The organism is Curtobacterium sp. ABR8 (assembly GCF_057812125.1).
Genome location: NZ_CM173818.1, coordinates 3503654 through 3524375, shown reverse-complemented (window position 1 = coordinate 3524375; position 20722 = coordinate 3503654). Strand labels below are relative to the sequence as shown.

Genomic DNA, 20722 nt, shown 5'->3' with positions numbered 1-20722 from the left:
CGCGTCGCTCGGCGTGCGTGGCGGGCGGCCCGCGGCGGTGGTCGGGGTGCGCTGTTGGCGCAACGTGTGCTGGGAAGACGTGACGAGCCTCCAGATCGTGTTGCACTCGCACCGGGCGAGTGCCAGAATCGGCGTTGGCACTCGCTCACGTTGAGTGCCAGCACGACCCCACGACGTCCGGGAGGGACGAGAACTCACATGGCTAAGATCATTGCTTTCGACGAGGAGGCCCGCCGTGGCCTCGAGCGCGGCCTGAACCAGCTGGCCGACGCCGTGAAGGTGACGCTCGGCCCGCGCGGCCGCAACGTCGTCCTCGAGAAGAAGTGGGGCGCCCCCACGATCACGAACGACGGTGTCTCCATCGCCAAGGAGATCGAGCTCGACGACCCGTACGAGAAGATCGGTGCGGAGCTCGTCAAGGAGGTCGCCAAGAAGACCGACGACGTCGCCGGTGACGGTACGACCACCGCGACCGTCCTCGCCCAGGCACTCGTCCGCGAGGGCCTCCGCAACGTCGCCGCCGGCGCCGACCCCGTGTCGCTCAAGCGCGGCATCGAGAAGGCCGTCTCCGCCGTCTCCGACCAGCTCCTCGCCAACGCGAAGGACATCGAGACCAAGGACCAGATCGCCGCGACCGCGTCGATCTCGGCTGCAGACCCGACCATCGGCGCGCTCATCGCCGAGGCCATCGACAAGGTCGGCAAGGAAGGTGTCGTCACCGTCGAGGAGTCGAACACCTTCGGCACCGAGCTCGAGCTGACCGAGGGCATGCGCTTCGACAAGGGATACCTGTCGCAGTACTTCGTCACCGACCCCGAGCGTCAGGAAGCCGTCTTCGAGGACGCCTACATCCTGATCGTCAACTCGAAGATCTCGAACATCAAGGACCTCCTGCCGGTGGTCGACAAGGTGATCCAGGCGGGCAAGCAGCTCCTGATCATCGCCGAGGACGTCGACGGCGAGGCCCTGGCCACGCTCGTCGTGAACAAGATCCGCGGCATCTTCAAGTCCGTCGCCGTCAAGGCCCCGGGCTTCGGCGACCGTCGCAAGGCCATGCTGCAGGACATCGCGATCCTGACCGGTGGCCAGGTCATCTCGGAAGAGGTCGGCCTCAAGCTCGAGAACGCGACGCTCGACCTGCTCGGTCGTGCCCGCAAGGTCGTCATCACCAAGGACGAGACCACGATCGTCGAGGGTGCCGGCGACGCCGAGCAGATCGCCGGCCGTGTCCGCCAGATCCGCTCCGAGATCGAGGCGACCGACTCCGACTACGACCGCGAGAAGCTCCAGGAGCGCCTCGCGAAGCTCGCCGGTGGCGTCGCCGTCATCAAGGCGGGTGCCGCGACCGAGGTCGAGCTCAAGGAGCGCAAGCACCGCATCGAGGACGCCGTCCGCAACGCGAAGGCTGCCGTCGAAGAGGGCATCGTCGCCGGTGGTGGCGTCGCCCTCATCCAGGCCGGTGCCGTCGCACTCGAGGCCCTCGAGCTCGAGGGTGACGAGGCGACCGGTGCGAACATCGTCCGCGTGGCCATCGACGCGCCGCTCAAGCAGATCGCGCTGAACGCCGGTCTCGAGCCGGGTGTCGTCGCCGCCAAGGTGCGCGAGCTCGAGTCGGGCTGGGGCCTCAACGCTGCGACCGGCGAGTACGTCGACCTCATCGCCGCGGGCATCATCGACCCGGCCAAGGTCACGCGCTCGGCGCTGCAGAACGCTGCGTCGATCGCCGGTCTGTTCCTGACGACCGAGGTCGTCGTCGCCGACAAGCCCGAGCGTGCCGCGGCCGCTCCGGCCGGCGACCCGACGGGTGGCATGGACTTCTAGGTCCGCTGTTCCGGAAGGGCCCCGCACGCTGCGCGTGCGGGGCCCTTCCGCGTGCGGGGGCGGGGGCGGGGGCGGGGGGGCGTCCGTGTGGCGCGCGTCCCGTCCCGTCTCGCCCGTCCCGTCCCGCCCCGTCCTGCCCCGCCCGTGAGGTTCCGAAATCTCGGCATCTCGGGGCCGGGTTCGCCGTTGTTCGGAACCTCGGCGGTCAACGCGCGGCATGTCGTGGAACCTCGCCGAGCCGGTCGGTTTGGACTGGAGGCCCGTCCAGCGTCGTTCTCCGTCGCTGCGTCCGACCGCGGCCGGCCCGGCGTCTCGTGCGCATGCTCCGTCAGGGCGAGAGCTTCGTGCCGCTCCTCGTCGATGGACGGCCTCGCTGGTCGGTGTGATGCGGCTCCGGACAGAACGGGTTGCGGCGGACTCGGTGCGCCGGGGTTCCACGACTCGCCGTGTGCTGAACGCCGAGGTTCCGAACTCGAGCGCCACAGGGCGCGAGATGCCGAGATTTTGGAACCTCGGGCGCAGGTACCGGCGCGCGCGCCGGCGCGCGCGCGCTGGCGCGGGCGCGCAGCCGCGCCGCCCGCCCGCGTCAGGCGGCGTAGTCGCGGGGGAGCAGGGGCAGCCAGACGCGGAAGGTCGCGCCGCCGCCCTCGGTGTCGAAGACCTCGACCGAGCCGTGGTGTGCCGCGACGATGCCCGACACGATGGCGAGTCCGAGGCCCGAGCCGCCGGTGTCCCGAGCGCGCGAGGTGTCGGCACGCCAGAACCGCTGGAAGATCTTGTCGCGCAGCTGCGCGGGGATCCCCTCGCCGTGGTCGATGACGTCGATGTGGGCCATGCCGCGGTCGTCGTCCACGCCGACGCCGATCTCGATCGGGTCGTCGTGCTCGGTGAACCGCATGGCGTTGCCCATCAGGTTCGTCACGATCTGGCGGATCTTGTTCTCCTCCGCCAAGACGATCGGCGGGCGCTTGGGCATCACGACCGTGGGCAGCGGTGTCGTCTCGTCGGTGGGGGCGGCACCGGCCTCGATGTCCATCGCCCGGGTCCGACGAGCACGGAGACGCGCGATCGTCTGCCGCGAGAACGCGATGGGGCCCGTGGTGTTCGCCGAGGTGGGCGACGCCGGGGGGACCTCGCCCGTGTCGGACGGCGAGCCCGATGAGAGCGACGACGAGGACGAGGGCGGCCGCACGGCCTGGGGCACGCTCTCGCCCGTCATGGCGTCCTCGACGAGCACCTGGATCTCGCGGTCCGGGTTGGACGCCATGGTGTCGAGCGCCGAGTCGCGTGCGATGGCGACGAGATCGACCGGCCCGAGCTCGAGCGGCTTCGACTCGTCGATGCGGGCGAGCTGGAGCAGGTCCTGCACGAGCAGACCCATCCGCTTCGCCTCTTTCTCGATGCGCTCCATCGCCTGGGCGACGTCTTCTTCCTTGCGCAGTGCACCCATCCGGTACAGCTCGGCGTACCCGCGCAGGGACACCAGCGGCGTGCGGAGTTCGTGCGACGCGTCGCCGACGAACCGGCGCATCTGGTCGATGGTGCGCTGGCGGTCCTCGAACGCGGTGTCGATGCGCTCGAGCATGACGTTGAGGGATCGGTTGAGCCGGCCGACCTCGGTGTTCGGGGTGTCCGCTTCGAGGCGCTGGTTGAAGTCACCCGCGGCGAAGCGCGCAGCGGTGTCCTCGACGTCCCGCAACGGGTCGAACGTGGCGGTGACGAGCAGCCGCGTGAGCATCGCCCCGAGCAGGATCACCGAGGCACCGAAGCTCAGGAAGATCGCGGTGAACCGCAGGATCGTCTGGTCGGTGTCGGCGCTCGACACCGCGACGAGCACGAAGCCGGTCTCGGTGGAGCCACTCGTCTGGTTCTGCAGCGACGCGGGGATGACCTGGGCACGCCATTCGTGGTTGTGCTGGCTGTCGTAGAGCGAGAAACGCGAACCGTTCTGCGCTGCTGCCGAGAAGTCGAGTTCGCGGATGTCCGGACGGCTCGACGCCTTCGTCTGGCAGATCTTGTCGCCGTCGGCGTCGTACGCGGCGACGTAGGCGCTCTGCGACAGCACGACCGACAGCTTGCAGTACTGCTCGCCGTCGCTGATGTTCTGGCCCTCGAGTTGCTCCGTCGTGCCCTTGACGTTGTTGTCGAGCTGCGCCATCAGGTACGTGGACAGGACGGTCATCGTGCCGAGCCCGGCGACGAGCAGGCCGAGCGCCACCAGGAGCACCGTGATCCCGGTGATCTTGGTGCGCAGGGAGATCCCGTCCCACCAGCGGCTCATTCGCGTGTGCATGCTGCCCCAACGATAGACAGCGGCCGCCCGGTGAAACCGGACGGCCGCCGTGAAGAACGGACGCTACGAGGCCTTGGACGCCTTGAGCATGTACCCGAAGCCGCGCTTGGTCTGGATGATGGGCTCGGCCGAGTACTGGTCGAGCTTGCGGCGCAGGTACGAGATGTAGGACTCGACGATGCCGGCGTCGCCGTTGAAGTCGTACTCCCACACGTGGTCGAGGATCTGCGCCTTCGACAGCACGCGGTTGGGGTTGAGCATGAGGTAGCGGAGCAGCTTGAACTCGGTGGGCGAGAGCTCGATCTGCGCGTCGCCGATCGTGACCTCGTGCGTGTCCTGGTCCATCGTCAGCTCGCCGGCGCGGATGATCGCGTCTTCCTCGTCGTTCATCGTGCGCCGCAGGATGGCCTTGATGCGGGCGACGATCTCGTCGAGGGAGAACGGCTTGGTGACGTAGTCGTCGCCGCCGACGGTGAGACCGGTGATCTTGTCCTCGGTGTCGTCCTTCGCGGTGAGGAACAGGATCGGCGAGGTGTAGCCCGACGAGCGGAGGCGCTTGGTGACGCCGAAACCGTTCATGTCGGGGAGCATCACGTCGAGGATGATCAGGTCGGGTTCTTCCTCGAGCACGGCCGAGATCGCCTGGGCGCCGTTGCCGACGGCACGGACGGCGAACCCGGCGAAGCGCAACGAGGTCGTCAGGAGGTCGCGGATGTTCGGTTCGTCGTCGACGATCAGGATCTTGGGGCCATCGCTCATGGTCCTATCTTCTGACCGTTCCCTAATGGTTTCCTGAGAGCGGTGCGTACGTCAGCCCACGGGCGCCTGGACCTGGTCGGCATCCAAGATCGTGTAGGAGTACCCCTGCTCGGCGAGGAACCGCTGCCGGTTCTGCGCGAAGTCCTGGTCGACGGTGTCCCGCGCGACGAGCGTGTAGAACGACGCGGGCAGGCCGTCCTTGTTCGGACGCAGCAGTCGTCCGAGGCGCTGCGCCTCCTCCTGCCGTGACCCGAAGGAACCGGAGACCTGGATCGCGACGGTGGCGTCGGGCAGGTCGATCGAGAAGTTCGCGACCTTCGACACGACGAGCACGTCCACCTCGCCGGCTCGGAACGCGTCGTACAGCCGCTCGCGTTCGTCGACCGGGGTCGCACCGGTGATCTCGGCCGCGTCGAGCGACGCGGCCAGTTCGTCGAGCTGGTCGATGTACTGCCCGATCACCAGGATCTGCTCGCCGCGGTGCTTCTCGATGAGCTCCCGCACGACCGGGGTCTTCGCGGGCGAGGTGGCGGCGAGCCGGTAGCGCTCGTCGTCGCTCGAGGCCGCGTACTCCAGGCGCTCCTGGTGCGGCAGGTCGATGCGCACCTCGTAGCACTCGGCAGGGGAGATGTAGCCCTGCGCCTCGATCTCCTTCCACGGAGCGTCGTAGCGCTTCGGGCCGATGAGCGAGAAGACGTCGCCCTCGCGGCCGTCCTCGCGCACGAGGGTCGCCGTGAGGCCGAGGCGACGGCGTGCCTGCAGGTCCGCGGTCAGCTTGAAGACCGGTGCCGGCAGCAGGTGGACCTCGTCGTACACGATGAGGCCCCAGTCGAGGGCGTCGAGCAGCGACAGGTGCGTGTACTCGCCCTTCCGGCGGGCGGTGAGGATCTGGTACGTCGCGATCGTGACCGGCCGGATCTCCTTGACGCTGCCCGAGTACTCGCCGATGTCCTCCGGCTGCAGGGTCGTCCGCTTCAGGAGCTCGCTGCGCCACTGCCGTGCGGACACGGTGTTCGTCACGAGGATGAGCGTGGTCGCCTTGACGGTCGCCATCGCACCGGCGCCGACCAGGGTCTTGCCGGCGCCACAGGGCAGCACGACGACACCGGAGCCCTGCGCGAAGAACGTGTCGACGGCCTGCTCCTGGTACGGGCGCATGTGCCACTCGGCCGTGTCGAGGTCGATCGGGTGCGGCTGCCCGGGGGTGTAGCCCGCCAGGTCCTCGGCCGGCCAGCCGAGCTTCACGAGCTCCTGCTTGATCTGCCCGCGAGCCCACGGCTGCAGCTCGACCTCGGAGGGACTCCGCATGTCGCCGAGCAACGGCTTGATCCGCTTCGACCGGATGACCTCGGCCAGGACGGACGGGTCCTCGGCGGTGAGGAGCAGCACGGGAAGGCGCTCGAGTTCCTCGCTGGGGGAGTTCGCGATGACCGGGGCGTCCTCGCGCTCCTCCCGCCGGATGACGAGTCGCCCGTAGCGCGACACCGTGTCACGGATGTCGACCGTGACGCTCTGCGGGACGGGGAACTTGGCGAACCGCTCGAGGGTGGCGATCATCGCCTCGGCGTCGTGTCCGGCGGCCCGTGCGTTCCACAGGCCGAGGCGGGTGATGCGGTAGGTGTGCACGTGCTCGGGGGCACGTTCGAGTTCGGCGAAGGCCGCGAGCTCGTGGCGTGCGTCCTCGGCGTCGGGGTGAGCGACCTCGAGGAGCACGGTGCGGTCGCTCTGCACGATCAGCGGTCCGTTCATGACCTGCCAGCCTAGCCGTCGTCACCTGCGTTCGGGTGACCGCGCCCCTCAGGCGTCGCTCTCGACCGCCACGACGAGCGACAACGGCAACGTGCGTTCGACGTCGACGCTGGTGTCACGGCCGCGGACGCGGCCGGCCGCGACGGAGGTCGGGATGATCGAGAACGGCCGCTCGGACCCGTCCGGCATGCGGACCGTGAGCCGGATCGGCGTCCGCCCGCGCACGGCCAGGTCGATCTGCCGTCCCAGCCACTCCTGCTCCGGCTCGGCGTCACCACGCTGGGTGGTCAGGCGGAGTCGTTCCACGAGTGCGTGCGCCGCCTGTTCCGGCGAGCGTCCGGTGGGGCTGCGCCGACCGGGAGGCCCGTGGTGCGTCTCGGGGCGGGCGCCGGTCGCGAGCACGGCCGGGTAGCGCTGGTCCTCGAGCGCGGTGTGCACGACGTGCGCCGGGTAGCGGGTGGTCAGCGTCGTCAGGTCGCTGCGCTCCCACGCCATCTGCCGGAGTTCGGCGTCGACACCGATGAGGTCGAGCTGGTCCGCGGTGCCGCGCACCACGGCGCCGACCCCACCCTCGCCGCGGTCGACGACGATGCTGCCGTCGCGTCCGGCGACCTGGTCGACCAGGTAGGCGAGCGGCTGCGGGACACCCGTCGACGACAGTCGGGTGAGCAGCGCCAGGACGTCGTCGCGGGAGTGCCCGGCACGGAACGCCGCGCGCAGGGTGTCCTCGGAGATCCGGTACCGGGCGGCCAACCCGGGGGCTTCGAGCACGGCGACCGTGCGCAGGGCGGCGTCGTCGACCGGTGCGAGGGGCCCGGGAGCGATCACGGTCAGGTCGTGCTGCAGGTACACCTGGTCGACGGTGCCGGGCAGGTCCTCCGACGCGGGTCCGGCGTCACCGTCCAGGAGCGCCCGGCCGGTGCTCGTGACGATGCCGTCGACCGCGAGTCCGAGCGACCCGGCGGTACCGGCGGCGTCGAGCAGGAGGGCGTCGAGCCAACGGGAGCCCGCGGGGTACGCCCAGCGTCCGAGCGCCACGAGGTCGCGCAGGTCGTCGTCTGCGAGCGCGAGGACCTCGTGCACCGCGGTACCGAGGGTGTCCGCCCAGGCCGACACCAGCGTCGCCCAGCGGTCCGGCCAGTCGGCGACCAGCCAGGCCTGCCCGGCGTCGGTGACCGTCCAGCGGCCGGAGCCCGGGTCCGCGAAGCCCACGCGGTCGAGCAGTTCCAGCCTCCCGGGCACGAGGTCCGCCTCGGTGCCGATGCGCTCGGCCAGCGCCTTGGCGAGTGGTGTGCCGATGCCGCCCTTGACGAGTTCGCGGACCGAGCCGGCGTCCACCGCACGCAGCAGTTCGGCGAGCACGGTCATGCTCGAGAACGCCTGCTCCGCGCCGGAGGTGCGTGCGCGGTCCTGACCGGCCACGTCGTCGGCGTGCGGAGCGCGGTCGGGGCGATCCGGGCCTCCTGACCGTTCCAGTGCCACGAGGTCGGGGTGGGCGGCCACGCGTGCGGCGACCGCGTCGTCGACGGCGCCGTCCTCGTCGGCCAGGCCGAGCGTGATCGCCGGGCCCAGGCTGTCGGCGTCACCGCCGTCACGGAGCGCCAGGATGGTGGCGCGGGGCAGGTGCTCGACCGCGGCGTCGACGGCGTCGTCGGTGCGGAGCGCCTCGGCCAGGTCGAAGAAGTCGGTGATCCGTTGCGGACCGGTCTCGCCGAGGGCGGCCGGGGGCAGGCTCCGCGCAGCGACGAGTCGTTCGAGGGAGTCGTCCGGCAGCGCCCGGAGTCGGGCGGCCAGGTCGGCGGTGGTCGTCATCGTCCGGTGCCAGCGTCCGGGGCGGACGTCAGCGAGCCGTCCGGTTGGCTCGTGCGCGACGCGTCCAGGTGATGCCGAGGAGCGTGAAGACCAGCACCATGCCGATCGGGAACCCGACGAGTGGGATCGCCATGATCACCGGCCACGGCATGGAACCCTGCGCGCTCGGGACCGTCAGCCACATGACGATCATCGCCGCCATGCAGAGGAACGCAGCGATGAAGATGCCACCGACCATGAACGCCAGAGCGCGTTCGGTACGATTGAACGTCACCGGGGGTTCTGCGGAATCCTGCGGGTTCCCGGTTGATCGGGTCGGATTGGCCATCGACCCAGGATATCCGACGCACCACGGCCGTACCACGACCTCGAGGAGTCCACGCATGCCCACCGGCAAGGTCAAGTTCTACGACGACGACAAGGGCTTCGGCTTCATCACCGGAGACGACGGCGACCAGGTCTTCCTGCACGCTTCCTCGCTGCCCGACGGCGTCGTGACCGTGAAGGCGGGATCCCGGCTCGAGTACGGCGTCGTGCAGGGGAAGAAGGGGTCGCAGGCACTGTCCGTGCGGCTCCTCGACCCGCAGCCGTCGTTGTCGCGGATGACCCGTCGCTCCGCAGACGACATGGCCGTGATCGTCGAGGACCTGGTGAAGGAACTCGACCGGATCAGCGGAGACCTCCGCCACGGCCGCTACCCGAAGAACGGCGATCGACTCGCCGCCATCCTGCGGCACGTCGCAGACCAGTTGGAGGCGTGACGCCATGACAGACAGCGACGCAGTACCTGTTGACTACACCGACCTGGCGCGGACCGCGCTGCTCGAGGTGACCCCGGAGTCGAGCATCGGCGCGCCCGTCGGCACCGTGGACGAGGGCGACGGCGTCGTCTCCGTCCTGTTCGCGAACCGCATGCCGGGGTACCCCGGCTGGCGCTGGACCGTCAGCGTCGCGAAGGTCGGCGACGAGGACCCCACCGTGCTCGAGGTCGAGCTGATGCCCGGCGACGGCTCGCTCGTGGCACCGGAGTGGGTGCCGTGGTCCGAACGACTGGCCGAGTACCGGGCGGCGCAGGACCACGAGTCGGACGAGGAGTCCGACGACGACGAGGACGACGACTTCGACGACGAGTCGGACGACGACTCGGACGAGGACGCCGACTACGACGACGCGGACGACGACGAAGCCGACGACGAGTCGGACGACGACGACTTCGACGCCGACGAGGACGACCTGGACGAGTCGGACGACGACGACATCGAGGGTGTGGACGTCGACGCGCTCGCCGAGGTCGACGATGACGCCTCCGACGGTGACGACGACGCAGTCGACGAGGCTCCGCAGCCGCCCCGCCGTCGCCGCGCCCAGCGCGTGCGGCCGGTCGACCCGGACGCCGACCTCGTGGTCGACCAGCTCGATGCGGGCGAGGTCGACCCGGACTTCCACCGCTCCTGACCCGCGCCACCAGAACGACGAAGCACCACGGTCTCCCGTGGTGCTTCGTCGTTTCCCAGGTGTCCGTCGACCGGACGGCGGGGCGTGGGGTCAGCGCAGGGCGTCGACCGTGAAGTCGATCGCCTGCACGAGCTTCGCGACGTCGTCCGGGTCGATCGCGGTGAACGTCGCGACGCGCAGCTGGTTGCGGCCGAGCTTCCGGTACGGCTCGGTGTCGACGATGCCGTTCGCGCGCAGGGTCGCGGCGACGGCCTTGGCGTCGATCGAGTCGTCGAGGTCGATCGTGGCGACGACCTGCGAGCGGGCTGCGGGATCGGTGACGAACGGGGTCGCGTAGTCGACCGACTCGGCCCAGTCGTACAGCGTCGACGACGAGGTCTTCGTGCGGGTGTCCGCCCACGCCAGGCCGCCGGACTCGTTGATCCACCGGACCTGGTCGTCGAGCAGCAGCAGCGTCGAGATCGCCGGGGTGTTCAGCGTCTGGTTCAGGCGCGAGTTGTCGACGGCGTTCTTGAGCGACAGGAACTCCGGGATGTACCGACCGCTCGCCGCGATGCGCTCGACGCGCTCGATCGCGGCGGGGGAGAACAGCGCGAGCCACAGGCCGCCGTCGGAGGCGAAGTTCTTCTGCGGTGCGAAGTAGTAGACGTCGGTGGCGTCCACGTCGAACGCGGCACCACCGGCGGCGCTCGTGGCGTCGACGACCGTGAGCGCACCGGCGTCACCGGCGGCGCGGACGACCGGGGCCATCACGCCGGTCGAGGTCTCGTTGTGGGGGTAGGCGTAGACGTCGACGCCGTCGATCGGCTCGAGCGCGGCGAGTGATCCGCCGGGGGCCTCGACGACGTGCGGCGCCTCGAGCCACGGTGCGCCGGCCGCCTTGGCGAACTTCGACCCGAACTCGCCGAAGGACAGGTTCTCCGCACGGCGTTCGATGAGGCCGAACGCGGCGGCGTCCCAGAAGGCGGTCGAACCACCGTTGCCGAGGACGACCTCGTAGCCCTCGGGGACCTGGAACAGGTCGGCGAGCCCGGAGCGGACGCTGCCGACCAGGTCCTTCACGGGCTTCTGGCGGTGGGACGTGCCGAGGATCGTGGCCCCGCGCGTCACGAGGGACTCGAGCTGCGCGCCGCGGATCTTGGACGGTCCGCAGCCGAAGCGGCCGTCGGTCGGGAGGAGTTCGGCGGGGATGACGATGTCTGCCATGCGCCGATCCTACCGAGCGCGATCCCAGTGCTGGTGCGCCTGTACCGGCCGGACGGGGTTGCCCGTCGGGGTGCGGCTGCGGCGCTCTTCTTGCCCCGTGCAAGTGTCGGTCGGAGTTCGTCGGTCCGAACAAGTAGGGTGGTGGCCGCTGGGCCCAGACATGAGAGGCGGACCGTGACCGATCTCGTCGACACCACGGAGATGTACCTTCGCACCATCCTCGACCTCGAGGAGGAGGCGATCGTTCCGCTGCGCGCCCGCATCTCGGAGCGGCTCGGTCACTCGGGCCCGACGGTCTCGCAGACCATCGCCCGCATGGAGCGCGACGGCCTGGTCGTCGTCTCCGGCGACCGCCACCTGGAACTCACCGACGAGGGCCGCTCACGCGCCACCCACGTCATGCGCAAGCACCGTCTGGCGGAGCGACTGCTCGCCGACGTCATCGGGCTCGACTGGGCCTTCGTCCACGACGAGGCCTGCCGGTGGGAGCACGTCATGAGCGAGCAGGTCGAGGTCCGCCTGCTCGAGATGCTCGGCAACCCGACCGAGTCGCCGTACGGCAACCCGATCCCCGGCCTGGCCGAGATCGGCGGCCCCGCAGCCGCCGGGTTCCTCGACGGCGTGCAGAACATCGTCGCCGCGACCGAGGGCACCGACGCCGTCGCGACCGGTGTGATCCGACGTCTGGGCGAGCCCGTGCAGTTCGAACCCGAACTCCTGCACCAGCTCCGCACGGCCGGCGTCATGCCCGGTCGGCTCGCGGGCGTGCAGCGCGCCGGGGCCTACGTCGCCGTGCGTGTCGAGGGCGAGGACTCGGGCATCGAGCTCCCCGTCGAGGTCGCGCAGCACGTGTACATCGAGCGGAATTGATTTCCCCGCTCTGACCAGGGCTTCTTAACCGTTTCGTTACAAACGGGCCGTTTCATCTCGACAAGGTAACGACGGCCCCGTACACTCGTCGAGTCCCCGCGCTGCGCCTGAGCCGGAGACCCGTGGCAGGACGTCTCGAACCCGTCTCCTGCCTCGATCGGAAACGATGACGAACGGATGGGGTTGCACGTCGCCGGACACCCACGGCAGCGTGATGACGAGACGCCGGAGACCACACCCTTGACGCAGACCGGTTCCGCCGCGGACGACCAGACGCCCGCGAACCCGACGAACACCGAGAACGCCACCGACGCCCCGCTCACCCGGCGGTCCGCCCGCCAGGCCGATGCGCGCACGACCCGCAAGGTCGTCCCCGTGCGGTCCGCGCCGCTCCCCGGCGGCCGTCGTGCCGCGCAGGCTGCAGCCAGTGCCACCGCAGCGAAGGCCAGTTCGGCGTCGCGCAAGCGCAAGTTCCTCGCCCCCATCGTCCTGACGGTCGCCGCCGGCATGTTCGGCACCGTGGCGGTCGCACCGGCCTTCGCCGCGCAGCCCGCCACCGGTACCGACGCGGCGAACGCCCAGCGTCAGGTCCGCGCGACCGAGAGCCAGGAGTTCTCGGTGTCCGACGCGGTGGCCCTGGCCGGTACGAGCCGCGACGGCTACGGCGCGACCTCGACCGCGACGCTCGACGCCCGCGCAGCGGCGAAGCAGGCAGCGGCCGACCAGGCCGCGGCCTCGGCGCAGGCCGCAGCCGACGCGGAGGAGCAGGCGTCCGCGACCCAGGCTGCGCGTGCGCAGACCGCCGAGCAGTACGCCTCGTACACCGGCCCGTCCGCCGCCGACTACGTGGCCAGCTCCACCGCCGCGGACACCCCGTTCTCGCTGCCGGCCGTCGTCGCGACCGCCAAGCAGTACATCGGCACCCCGTACGTCTTCGGCGGCGCCGACCCGTCGGGCTTCGACTGCTCCGGCTACGTCATGTTCGTGTACGCGCAGTACGGCATCAACCTCGCGCACTCCGTGCCGCTGCAGGACCAGGCCGGCACCACGATCCCCGAGTCCGAGGCGCAGCCCGGTGACGTCGTCATCTTCAACAACGAGGCGCACGACGGCTTCTACATGGGCAACGGCATGATCATGGACGCCCCGAAGCCCGGTGGCTCCGTGTCGATCCGTCCGATCTGGACCAGCGACTACCACATCGTCCGCTTCGGCATCTGAGGCATCTGAGGCGCCGCGGCGTCCGACCCGACCGCGGGGCATCGATCCCGTGAACATCGCCGGAACCGGCCCGTGCACCCTCGTGCCGGGCCGGTTTCTGACGTAGCCTGGCGCTGCACCGGTCCGCAAGGCCCCGAGCAGGGAGACCCCATGTCGATGTTCCGCACGACCCGAACCATGGGTCGGCGCGCGCGCATCGACATACGGTCGACCACCGCCTGCGTGCACGAGCACGCCCCTGCATGACGAGAGCACTGCCCATCCGGGTGGTGCTCTTCGTGGTTCAGGGGACGTGTGCGCGAGCGACGGTCACCTGCGAAGGACCCCGGTCCGACGCACCCGCAGCGCCTGGAAGCCGTCCAGGCACGTCGGAAGGGAACCAATGCGCACTCTCGTCCTCAACGCCGGTTACGAGCCCCTCGCGGTGATCTCGTTCCGACGAGCCCTCGTGCTGGTCATGAACCAGAAGGCCTCCATCGTCGCCGCCGACCTCGAACACCCGGTCACCGGGTCGACGTCGAGCTACGACCGTCCGTCCGTCATCATCCTCACCCGGTACGTGCGGATCCCGCACTCGAGACTCGTGCCGGTGTCGCGGCGAGGCGTCCTGCGCCGTGACGCGAACCGGTGCGCGTACTGCGACCGGCACGCGACGACCATCGACCACGTGCAGCCGAAGTCGCGCGGCGGGCAGGACTCGTGGGAGAACCTCGTGGCCTGCTGCCTGGCCTGCAACAACGAGAAGGGTGACCGCACCCCGCAGGAGATGGGGTGGCGGCTGCGCTTCCGTCCGAAGATCCCGCACGGGTCGTCGTGGGTCGTGCGCGGCATCGAGCGTCCGCAGGCCGAGTGGGATGAGTACCTCGTGGCCGCGTAGCGGCCGGCCCGCCGCGCTCACCATGTTCGGTCTGGAGGCACGTGGCGAACCCGCCACGTGCCTCCAGTCCGTCAGGTGGGTGCGTTCAGAGCGCGCGCTTGCGGCCCGGCAAGAGGAAGACCGCAACGATGCCGAAGGCGATGTAGACGAAGTTGAACAGCGACGCGAAGGTGACCAGCGCGTGCGATCCGCCGGTCACGACGGCGTGCGCATCGTTGAGCCCGCCCGCCGCCATCAGGGTGGTGGGGTCGGTGAGGGCGTGCAGGAGCATCGGGACGATCAGCCACCGGCTCACCCGGAGCGCGAGGAACATCATCGCGCCGAAGCCCATCGCGTAGCCGACCGTCGCGAACACGAGCAGCGGGTTGCCGCCGCCGAGCAGGTTCTGCAAGTGGATCAACCCGAAGACGACCGACGACAGCACGTAGACCGCACGCTCGCTGTACCCGTGGTGTTCGAGCAGCTCGACCGTGAGACCGCGGGTGAGGAGTTCTTCGGCGAACCCGACGCACAACCCGAAGAACAGGATCGCGAGGACGAGTGCGGGGGTGAACCGGGACCAGTCGGTGCCGGCGAGCTTCATCACCGGCGGGACGACGGTGATGACGACCGCGATCCACATCCACCGCGGGGCGCGTGCAGTGCGCCGGCGGAACAGGTGCGGCAACCACCCGAGTGAGCGCGCGAACAGCAGCAGGAGCAGTCCCATCAGGCCGATCGGCAGGATCGAGGCCCAGAGCACGCTCGCGGGGTCGCCGTACAGGTCGTCGAGGTCGATGAACGGCCGCACGAACAGGCCGATCAGCTGACTGATGCCGAGGTACACGAGCAGGTAGACGGCGGCGAGCAGGATCGAACGCCACCACCCGCCGCGTGCCCAGAAGCGTTGCCACGCGTTCTCGGTCGTCTGATCCGTCATGTGGTTCCCCGGTGGTGTGTGTGGTGCCTGGTGGGTGGCTGACGGCCTCAGCCTGCCGCATCCCGGGTCCGCCTGCCGATGGGGATCCGACAGGTCAGCGAACGCTGTATGGTCAGTGCATGCTGACCACTGCACCGCGGCTCGACGTCATGCACCGGCTCGGCCGGGCGATGGCGGACCGGACGCGATCCCGGATCCTGCTCGAGATGCTCGAGGCGCCGGTCCACCCGGGCCGGCTCGCCACCGACCTCGGGCTCACCCGGTCGAACGTCTCGAACCACCTCGCCTGCCTGCGCGGGTGCGGCATCGTCGTCGCGGTACCCGAGGGGCGCTCCACCCGCTACGAGATCGCCGACCCGCACCTCGGGGCCGCGATCCGTTCGCTCCTCGAGGTCGTGCTCGCCGTCGACGACGGCGAAGCGTGCACCGACGAGGACTGTGACGTCCCGCTCTGCTGCGGACCCGGCGCATGACCGGCGTGACGGCTGCGGTCGTCCCCGACCGCCGGCGCGTGCTGCAGCGACGGATCCGGTGGGTCGTCGCCGCGACGATCACGTACAACGTCATCGAGGCGGTCATCGCGATCGCCGCCGGTTCGGTGGCGTCCTCGACCGCCCTGATCGGCTTCGGACTCGACTCCGTCGTCGAGGTCCTGTCCGCCGCTGCCGTCGCGTGGCAGTTCGCCGGGCCGGACCCCGAGGCGCGGGAGCGCGTCGCGCTCAAGGTCATCGCGGTGTCGTTCTTCGCACTGGCGCTGTACGTCAGCGTCGACGCGGCGCTGACCCTGACCGGGGTGCGCGAGCCGGAACACAGCACCGTCGGGATCGTGCTGGCGGCGGTGAGCCTCGCCGTGATGCCGTTCCTCAGCCTGCTCGAACGTCGTACCGGGAAGGAACTCGGTTCGGCGTCGGCGATCGCGGACTCGAAGCAGACCCTGGTGTGCAGCTACCTGTCCGCCGCGGTGTTGATCGGTCTGCTCCTGAACACGCTGTTCGGGTGGTCGTGGGCGGACCCCGTCGCGGGCCTGGTCGTCGTCGTGTTCGCGGTGCGCGAGGGGCTCGAGGCCTGGCGCGGCGACGCGTGCAAGCAGCCGGTCGCTGCCCTGACCGGCGAGCGTGCAGCCGACGCCTGCGAGTGCTGCTGAAGACGTCGCACGGCGCCCGCGGTCCGGGTGTCGGTCCCGCTGAGTAGCGTCGCCGCCATGGGCGAGACACCGCAGATCGACGACGCGACCATCGAGGACCTCCGCGCGCGACTGCGTGCCACGCGCTGGCCGGACGCACCCGCCGGCGCCGGGTGGTCGCTCGGGGCGGACGTCGACGAACTCCGGGCCCTCATCGCGTACTAGGCCGACGGCTTCGACTTCGACGCGCACCGGGCACAGCTCGCCGCGCTGCCCAGCCGACGGCTGACGATCGACGGCACCGGGATCCACGTGCTGCACGCCCGAGCCGGCACGCCCGACGCGTTGCCGCTCCTGCTCGCGCACGGCTGGCCCGACTCCGGGTGGCGGTACCGCAAGGTCCTGCCGATGCTCGTCGAAGCCGGGTTCGACGTGGTCGTGCCGGACATGCCCGGGTACGGCTTCTCCGACGCGCCACCGCAGCCGATCGACGCCCGCGCGGTCGCCGGCATGTGGGCCGAGCTGATGACGGAACTGGGCCACGAACGATTCGCCGTCGCCGGCGGGGACATCGGCACGCACGTCGCCCGCTACCTCGCGCTCGACCACGCCGACCGGGTCGTCGCCGTGCACCGCATCGACGGCGGGCTCGCCTGGCCGGGCATCGACCTCGACACGTTGTCGCCGGAGGAACGCGGGTTCGTCGCCGCGACCGCCCGCTGGCGCGACGCCGAGGGCGCCTACGCGATGATGCACCGCACCAAGCCGCAGACCGTCGCGGTCGGCCTGAACGACTCACCCGCCGGGCTCGCCGCGTGGATCGTCGAGAAGCTCCGGTCCTGGAGTGACTGCGACGGCGACCTGTGGTCGGTGTACACGCAGGACGAGGTGCTCGCACTGCTGACCGAGTACTGGGCCACCGGCACGATCGGCTCGGCGATGCGGATGTACCACGCGAACGCCGCGATCCCGGCCGACCAGCTCGCCCGCCGGGTCGAGGTGCCGTCCGGGTTCTCGCTGTTCCCCGGCGACCTGGTGGAGCCGCCGCGCGCATGGCTCGAGCGGACGACGAACCTGGTGTCGTACCGGATGATGCCGCGCGGGGGACACTTCGCGCCGTTCGAGCAGCCGGCCCTGTACGTCGACGAGCTCACGACCTTCCTGGAGCCGTTCCGCCGCTAGAGTGGACGGGCCAGCCTCTGTAGCTCAATGGAAGAGCAGTTCCGTCCTAAGGAAACGGTTGGGGGTTCGAGTCCCTCCAGGGGCACCAGCAGGTCGAAGGGGTTCGCGTCCCTGCAGCGCCTTCCAGGGGCACCAGCAGGTCGAAGGGGTTCGCGTCCCTGCAGCTCCTTCCAGGGGCACCGACGCCGATCTCATCGCTGCGGATCACCCCGCGGCCGGCTGGACCGGCGGGTCCTCCGGCATCGGGTGCTCGTCCTGCCAGACGGCGTCGACGTCTCCGAACTCGCGCGGGTAGCACTGGGTGTCGAAGATCTCCGAACCGTCCGAGGGTGTCGAGTAGAGGTACCACGGTCCGGTTCCCGTCGGACGGCTCGTCCACGCGCCGTCGGCGTACCACGACAGCGGGACGGTGCCCATCGACTGACCGGCCTGCGCCAGGCAGGCCTGGAGCCGGTTGAACGCCGCGGTGTACTCGTCGAGTGTGACCTTCCCGTCGGCGGTCTCCGCCCGCTGCTGAGCGGACGGCCGTGCGATCGAGGCCGACTTCGCCCACGAGGCCCACACCGCGTACCGCGCCGAACCCTCGCCGGACACGGACACGGTGGCTCCTCCCGATCCCGGCGCCGGGTACATGCCCCAGCGGGAACCGAGCACGGTCACCTGGTCCTTCGTGCTCGTGGGGGTGCAGGCGGCGGAGTCCACGGTCGTCCCGTCGACCCGGATCGTGAACGTCCCCGGCTCGAGGCACTCCCACGTGAGCGTCACGCGATCCGCGCCGTCGGGACGGGTGCCGAGGGGGAACGAGCCGTCGCCGCGGGTGACGGCGAACGCCGGCGTGCCGAGCAGTGTCGCGTGGTTCCCCTCCTCCACCTGGTACCGCGTCGACGTGGCGAGGGCGGTCTCGAGCACGGCGTCCTGGTCGGTCGCGGGCAGGGCCGCCGCGGTGATCCCACCGGTCACGGCCGAACCGGCGAGGAAGGCCGCCGCGACCGTGATCACCGTGCCCCGCGTCGGTCGGCGGCGTCGACGGGCCGGTGGGTTGGCCGTGGCGGTCGCGTCGACGTCGGCGACGAGGGCGTCGCGCATCGCCGCGAGACGAGGGGAGATGTGGTCGTTCACAGTGTGCCTCCGAGGGGTTCCGCTGACGTCGAGTACTGCTGCTGGAGTCGTGCCTTCGCCCGGTGGAGCCGGGACTTCACGGTCCCCGGTGCGACCCCGAGGGCTGCGGCCGCTTCGCGTTCGCCGAGGCCCTCGAGTACGCAGAGGGTGAGGACCCGCTGGTCCGCGATCGGGAGCCCGCGCAACGCTGCGACCGCTTCGGCGTCGGTGAACGACTCTGCGGGGTCGGGAGCGGGGTCGTCGACCGGGAACCTCCCGAGGAACAGCCGGTGACGGCGCGTGGCGCGGGTCAGGTTGTGCGCGGTGTTCGTCGCCGTGACGAGCAGCCAGGGCAGCATGGAGTCGTCGACGAAGCGGACGCGTTCGCGCTTCCGCCAGGCCTCGAGGAACGCGATGGCCACGACGTCGTCGGCGTCGGCCGGTGTGGGGACGAGGCCGACGGCGTGCCGGCGCAGGCGTGGGGCGTGCCGGTCGAAGACGCGTCCGACCGCTCGGCCGTCGCCGGCGATGCCCAGCGCCCAGTCCGCTCGGTCCCCCGTGATCTGGTTCATGCCCTGTATTGTCCGGGCGCAGCGGATCGGTTCCCGGTTCGCGGGACGAGTTCTCCACAACCGTCGCGCTGGACGGTAGCGTGCCCCGGTCTCCCCGTACGATTGACCCCGTGTCCAAGGTCCTGAGCAGTCTCCCCGTCGGCGAACGAGTCGGCATCGCGTTCTCAGGGGGTCTCGACACCTCCTGCGCCGTTGCCTGGATGCGCGAGAAGGGGGCGATCCCCTGCACGTACACGGCTGACATCGGTCAGTACGACGAGCCGGACATCGACGCCGTCCCGAGCCGCGCCCACGAGTACGGCGCCGAGATCGCCCGCCTGGTCGACGCGAAGAGCGCCCTGGTCGAAGAAGGCCTCGTCGCCCTGCAGACCGGCGCCTTCCACATCCGTTCCGGCGGCAAGACCTACTTCAACACGACGCCCCTCGGTCGTGCGGTGACGGGCACGATGCTCGTCCGCGCGATGAAGGAGGACGGCGTCGACATCTGGGGCGACGGCTCCACCTACAAGGGCAACGACATCGAGCGGTTCTACCGCTACGGCCTGATGGCGAACCCGCGGCTGCGCGTCTACAAGCCGTGGCTCGACTCCGAGTTCGTCGAGGAGCTCGGCGGCCGCAAGGAGATGAGCGAGTGGCTCGTCGCCCGCGGCTTCCCGTACCGCGACTCCACCGAGAAGGCGTACTCGACCGACGCCAACATCTGGGGCGCCACGCACGAGGCGAAGAGCCTCGAGGAGCTCTCCAGCGGCCTGGACATCGTCGAGCCGATCATGGGCGTCGCCGCCTGGCGTGACGACGTCGAGGTCGCGACCGAGGTCGTCAGCATCCGCTTCGAGGCCGGACGCCCCGTCGCGATCAACGGCGAGGAGTACACGGACGCCGTCGCGCTCGTCTACGAGGCGAACGCGATCGGCGGCCGACACGGCCTCGGTGCGTCCGACCAGATCGAGAACCGCATCATCGAGGCGAAGAGCCGCGGCATCTACGAGGCACCGGGCATGGCCCTGCTGCACATCGCGTACGAGCGGCTGCTCAACGCGATCCACAACGAGGACACCGTCGCGTCGTACCACAACGAGGGGCGCCGCCTCGGGCGCCTGATGTACGAGGGCCGTTGGCTCGACCCGCAGTCGCTCATGCTCCGCGAGTCCCTGCAGCGCTGGGTCGCGTCGGCCGTCACGGGTGAGGTCACGCTGCGCCTGCGTCGCGGCGACGACTACACCATCCTCGACACCACGGGTCCGGCGCTGTCGTACCACCCCGACAAGCTCTCGATGGAGCGGGTCGGCGACGCCGCGTTCGGTCCGGACGATCGCATCGGTCAGCTGACGATGCGCAACCTCGACATCGCGGACTCCCGCTCAAGGCTCGAGCAGTACGCGGCCGCCGGTCTCATCGGTGGTGCGACGGCCGAGCTCGTCGGCGAGCTCGAGGCGGGCGAGTCCGAGGAGATCCTCGGCGGCGCCGTCATCGCCTCGGACGCCGAGGACGCGCTCGGTCGTCGGACGGACCTCGCCTCCGAGGGCGCGGCCTTCGACTCCGGCACCGACTGACCAGAGCGAGACCACGCGACCGGTCACGTGCCCTGATGGCACGGACCCGACGGACGGGAGGCTCGGTGCCAGCTGGCACCGCGCCTCCCGTCCTGTCCGGAGCGCACCACCGCGCGCCGGCGCGCGGACCAGCCGGCGCGCGGTCGGCCGAGAAGCGCATCGCGCTCGACGACGTCGGACGGAACCCCTACCGTGGAGGTACCGGATCGGTC

Annotated in this window: 18 protein-coding genes, 1 tRNA gene and 1 pseudogene; 11 read left to right on the top strand and 9 right to left on the bottom strand. The window is 70.4% G+C overall.

Annotation, left to right across the window (positions count from 1 at the left end):
• Window positions 1–198: 198 nt before the first annotated feature.
• Window positions 199–1821, top strand: coding sequence for a chaperonin GroEL (gene groL, locus ACXKZB_RS16805; protein ID WP_123312014.1), 1623 nt, complete (start codon window positions 199–201; stop codon window positions 1819–1821).
• 586 nt (window positions 1822–2407) lie between these two features.
• On the opposite strand, the gene ACXKZB_RS16800 is transcribed toward groL, so the two are convergent.
• The 5 genes from ACXKZB_RS16800 to ACXKZB_RS16780 all read right to left on the bottom strand — a co-directional run bounded on the left by ACXKZB_RS16800 (window position 2408) and on the right by ACXKZB_RS16780 (window position 8708).
• Window positions 2408–4114, bottom strand: a complete 1707-nt coding sequence (locus ACXKZB_RS16800; RefSeq protein ID WP_488823913.1) for a sensor histidine kinase — start codon at window positions 4112–4114, stop codon at window positions 2408–2410.
• A 63-nt stretch (window positions 4115–4177) separates the two neighbouring features.
• On the bottom strand, window positions 4178–4873 hold the full coding sequence (locus ACXKZB_RS16795) for a response regulator transcription factor (RefSeq protein WP_017888045.1): 696 nt from the start codon (window positions 4871–4873) through the stop codon (window positions 4178–4180).
• Between the two features lie 51 nt (window positions 4874–4924).
• Window positions 4925–6622: a DNA repair helicase XPB gene (locus ACXKZB_RS16790; protein ID WP_488823912.1), complete on the bottom strand. Its 1698-nt coding sequence runs from the start codon at window positions 6620–6622 to the stop codon at window positions 4925–4927.
• Window positions 6623–6670: 48 nt separating this feature from the next.
• On the bottom strand, window positions 6671–8434 hold the full coding sequence (locus tag ACXKZB_RS16785; protein WP_488823911.1) for a helicase-associated domain-containing protein: 1764 nt from the start codon (window positions 8432–8434) through the stop codon (window positions 6671–6673).
• 28 nt (window positions 8435–8462) lie between these two features.
• Complete coding sequence (locus ACXKZB_RS16780) at window positions 8463–8708, bottom strand: hypothetical protein (protein WP_148061738.1); 246 nt, start codon at window positions 8706–8708, stop codon at window positions 8463–8465.
• A gap of 109 nt (window positions 8709–8817) precedes the next feature.
• On the opposite strand from ACXKZB_RS16780, the gene ACXKZB_RS16775 reads away from it, so the two are divergent.
• Both ACXKZB_RS16775 and ACXKZB_RS16770 read left to right on the top strand, forming a co-directional pair.
• On the top strand, window positions 8818–9195 hold the full coding sequence (locus tag ACXKZB_RS16775; RefSeq protein ID WP_111085215.1) for a cold-shock protein: 378 nt from the start codon (window positions 8818–8820) through the stop codon (window positions 9193–9195).
• 4 nt (window positions 9196–9199) lie between these two features.
• Window positions 9200–9889, top strand: a complete 690-nt coding sequence (locus ACXKZB_RS16770) for a DUF3027 domain-containing protein (RefSeq protein WP_488823910.1) — start codon at window positions 9200–9202, stop codon at window positions 9887–9889.
• 90 nt (window positions 9890–9979) lie between these two features.
• On the opposite strand, the gene serC is transcribed toward ACXKZB_RS16770, so the two are convergent.
• Window positions 9980–11095 (bottom strand): phosphoserine transaminase, encoded by a 1116-nt coding sequence (gene serC, locus ACXKZB_RS16765; protein ID WP_123312026.1) that lies wholly within the window; start codon window positions 11093–11095, stop codon window positions 9980–9982.
• A gap of 174 nt (window positions 11096–11269) precedes the next feature.
• Here serC and ACXKZB_RS16760 point away from each other — a divergent pair, with 174 nt between their 5' ends.
• From ACXKZB_RS16760 to ACXKZB_RS16750, 3 genes are all read left to right on the top strand, one after another.
• Entirely contained in the window at window positions 11270–11965 is a 696-nt protein-coding gene (locus tag ACXKZB_RS16760) for an iron-dependent transcriptional repressor DtxR (protein ID WP_123312028.1), read from the top strand.
• 177 nt (window positions 11966–12142) lie between these two features.
• The gene (locus ACXKZB_RS16755) at window positions 12143–13186 is read left to right on the top strand and encodes a C40 family peptidase (protein ID WP_488823909.1); all 1044 of its coding nucleotides are present in this window, start codon (window positions 12143–12145) and stop codon (window positions 13184–13186) included.
• Window positions 13187–13568: 382 nt separating this feature from the next.
• Window positions 13569–14063: an HNH endonuclease gene (locus tag ACXKZB_RS16750; protein WP_488823908.1), complete on the top strand. Its 495-nt coding sequence runs from the start codon at window positions 13569–13571 to the stop codon at window positions 14061–14063.
• Window positions 14064–14148: 85 nt separating this feature from the next.
• On the opposite strand, the gene ACXKZB_RS16745 is transcribed toward ACXKZB_RS16750, so the two are convergent.
• Window positions 14149–14982, bottom strand: coding sequence for a CPBP family intramembrane glutamic endopeptidase (locus ACXKZB_RS16745; RefSeq protein ID WP_488823907.1), 834 nt, complete (start codon window positions 14980–14982; stop codon window positions 14149–14151).
• Window positions 14983–15101: 119 nt separating this feature from the next.
• Here ACXKZB_RS16745 and cmtR point away from each other — a divergent pair, with 119 nt between their 5' ends.
• The 4 genes and pseudogenes from cmtR to ACXKZB_RS16725 all read left to right on the top strand — a co-directional run bounded on the left by cmtR (window position 15102) and on the right by ACXKZB_RS16725 (window position 17375).
• Window positions 15102–15455, top strand: a complete 354-nt coding sequence (gene cmtR, locus ACXKZB_RS16740) for a Cd(II)/Pb(II)-sensing metalloregulatory transcriptional regulator CmtR (RefSeq protein ID WP_123312036.1) — start codon at window positions 15102–15104, stop codon at window positions 15453–15455.
• Window positions 15452–16126: a cation diffusion facilitator family transporter gene (locus ACXKZB_RS16735; protein ID WP_488823906.1), complete on the top strand. Its 675-nt coding sequence runs from the start codon at window positions 15452–15454 to the stop codon at window positions 16124–16126. The genes cmtR and ACXKZB_RS16735 overlap by 4 nt, the downstream gene beginning before the upstream one ends.
• Before the next feature lie 57 nt (window positions 16127–16183).
• Window positions 16184–17287 (top strand): annotated as a pseudogene (locus ACXKZB_RS16730) (epoxide hydrolase family protein).
• A 13-nt stretch (window positions 17288–17300) separates the two neighbouring features.
• A tRNA-Arg gene (locus ACXKZB_RS16725) sits at window positions 17301–17375 on the top strand.
• 116 nt (window positions 17376–17491) lie between these two features.
• Here the strand turns inward: ACXKZB_RS16725 and ACXKZB_RS16720 are convergent.
• Entirely contained in the window at window positions 17492–18406 is a 915-nt protein-coding gene (locus ACXKZB_RS16720; protein WP_488823905.1) for a hypothetical protein, read from the bottom strand.
• Window positions 18403–18957 carry an RNA polymerase sigma factor gene (locus tag ACXKZB_RS16715; RefSeq protein ID WP_123293323.1) on the bottom strand — a complete coding sequence of 185 codons (555 nt, stop codon included), beginning with the start codon at window positions 18955–18957 and terminating at the stop codon, window positions 18403–18405. Before ACXKZB_RS16715 ends, ACXKZB_RS16720 begins: the two co-directional genes overlap by 4 nt.
• A 110-nt stretch (window positions 18958–19067) precedes the next feature.
• Between ACXKZB_RS16715 and argG the strand changes: the two genes are divergently transcribed.
• Window positions 19068–20510 carry an argininosuccinate synthase gene (gene argG / locus ACXKZB_RS16710; protein ID WP_123293324.1) on the top strand — a complete coding sequence of 481 codons (1443 nt, stop codon included), beginning with the start codon at window positions 19068–19070 and terminating at the stop codon, window positions 20508–20510.
• Window positions 20511–20722: the final 212 nt, after the last annotated feature.

Coding starts and splice junctions, on each gene's coding strand:
- groL (WP_123312014.1), top strand. CDS start 199: ATGGCTAAGATCATTGCTTTCGACGAGGAGGCCCGCCGTGGCCTCGAG.
- ACXKZB_RS16800 (WP_488823913.1), bottom strand. CDS start 4,114: ATGCACACGCGAATGAGCCGCTGGTGGGACGGGATCTCCCTGCGCACC.
- ACXKZB_RS16795 (WP_017888045.1), bottom strand. CDS start 4,873: ATGAGCGATGGCCCCAAGATCCTGATCGTCGACGACGAACCGAACATC.
- ACXKZB_RS16790 (WP_488823912.1), bottom strand. CDS start 6,622: ATGAACGGACCGCTGATCGTGCAGAGCGACCGCACCGTGCTCCTCGAG.
- ACXKZB_RS16785 (WP_488823911.1), bottom strand. CDS start 8,434: ATGACGACCACCGCCGACCTGGCCGCCCGACTCCGGGCGCTGCCGGAC.
- ACXKZB_RS16775 (WP_111085215.1), top strand. CDS start 8,818: ATGCCCACCGGCAAGGTCAAGTTCTACGACGACGACAAGGGCTTCGGC.
- ACXKZB_RS16770 (WP_488823910.1), top strand. CDS start 9,200: ATGACAGACAGCGACGCAGTACCTGTTGACTACACCGACCTGGCGCGG.
- serC (WP_123312026.1), bottom strand. CDS start 11,095: ATGGCAGACATCGTCATCCCCGCCGAACTCCTCCCGACCGACGGCCGC.
- ACXKZB_RS16755 (WP_488823909.1), top strand. CDS start 12,143: ATGGGGTTGCACGTCGCCGGACACCCACGGCAGCGTGATGACGAGACG.
- ACXKZB_RS16750 (WP_488823908.1), top strand. CDS start 13,569: ATGCGCACTCTCGTCCTCAACGCCGGTTACGAGCCCCTCGCGGTGATC.
- ACXKZB_RS16745 (WP_488823907.1), bottom strand. CDS start 14,982: ATGACGGATCAGACGACCGAGAACGCGTGGCAACGCTTCTGGGCACGC.
- cmtR (WP_123312036.1), top strand. CDS start 15,102: ATGCTGACCACTGCACCGCGGCTCGACGTCATGCACCGGCTCGGCCGG.
- ACXKZB_RS16735 (WP_488823906.1), top strand. CDS start 15,452: ATGACCGGCGTGACGGCTGCGGTCGTCCCCGACCGCCGGCGCGTGCTG.
- ACXKZB_RS16715 (WP_123293323.1), bottom strand. CDS start 18,957: ATGAACCAGATCACGGGGGACCGAGCGGACTGGGCGCTGGGCATCGCC.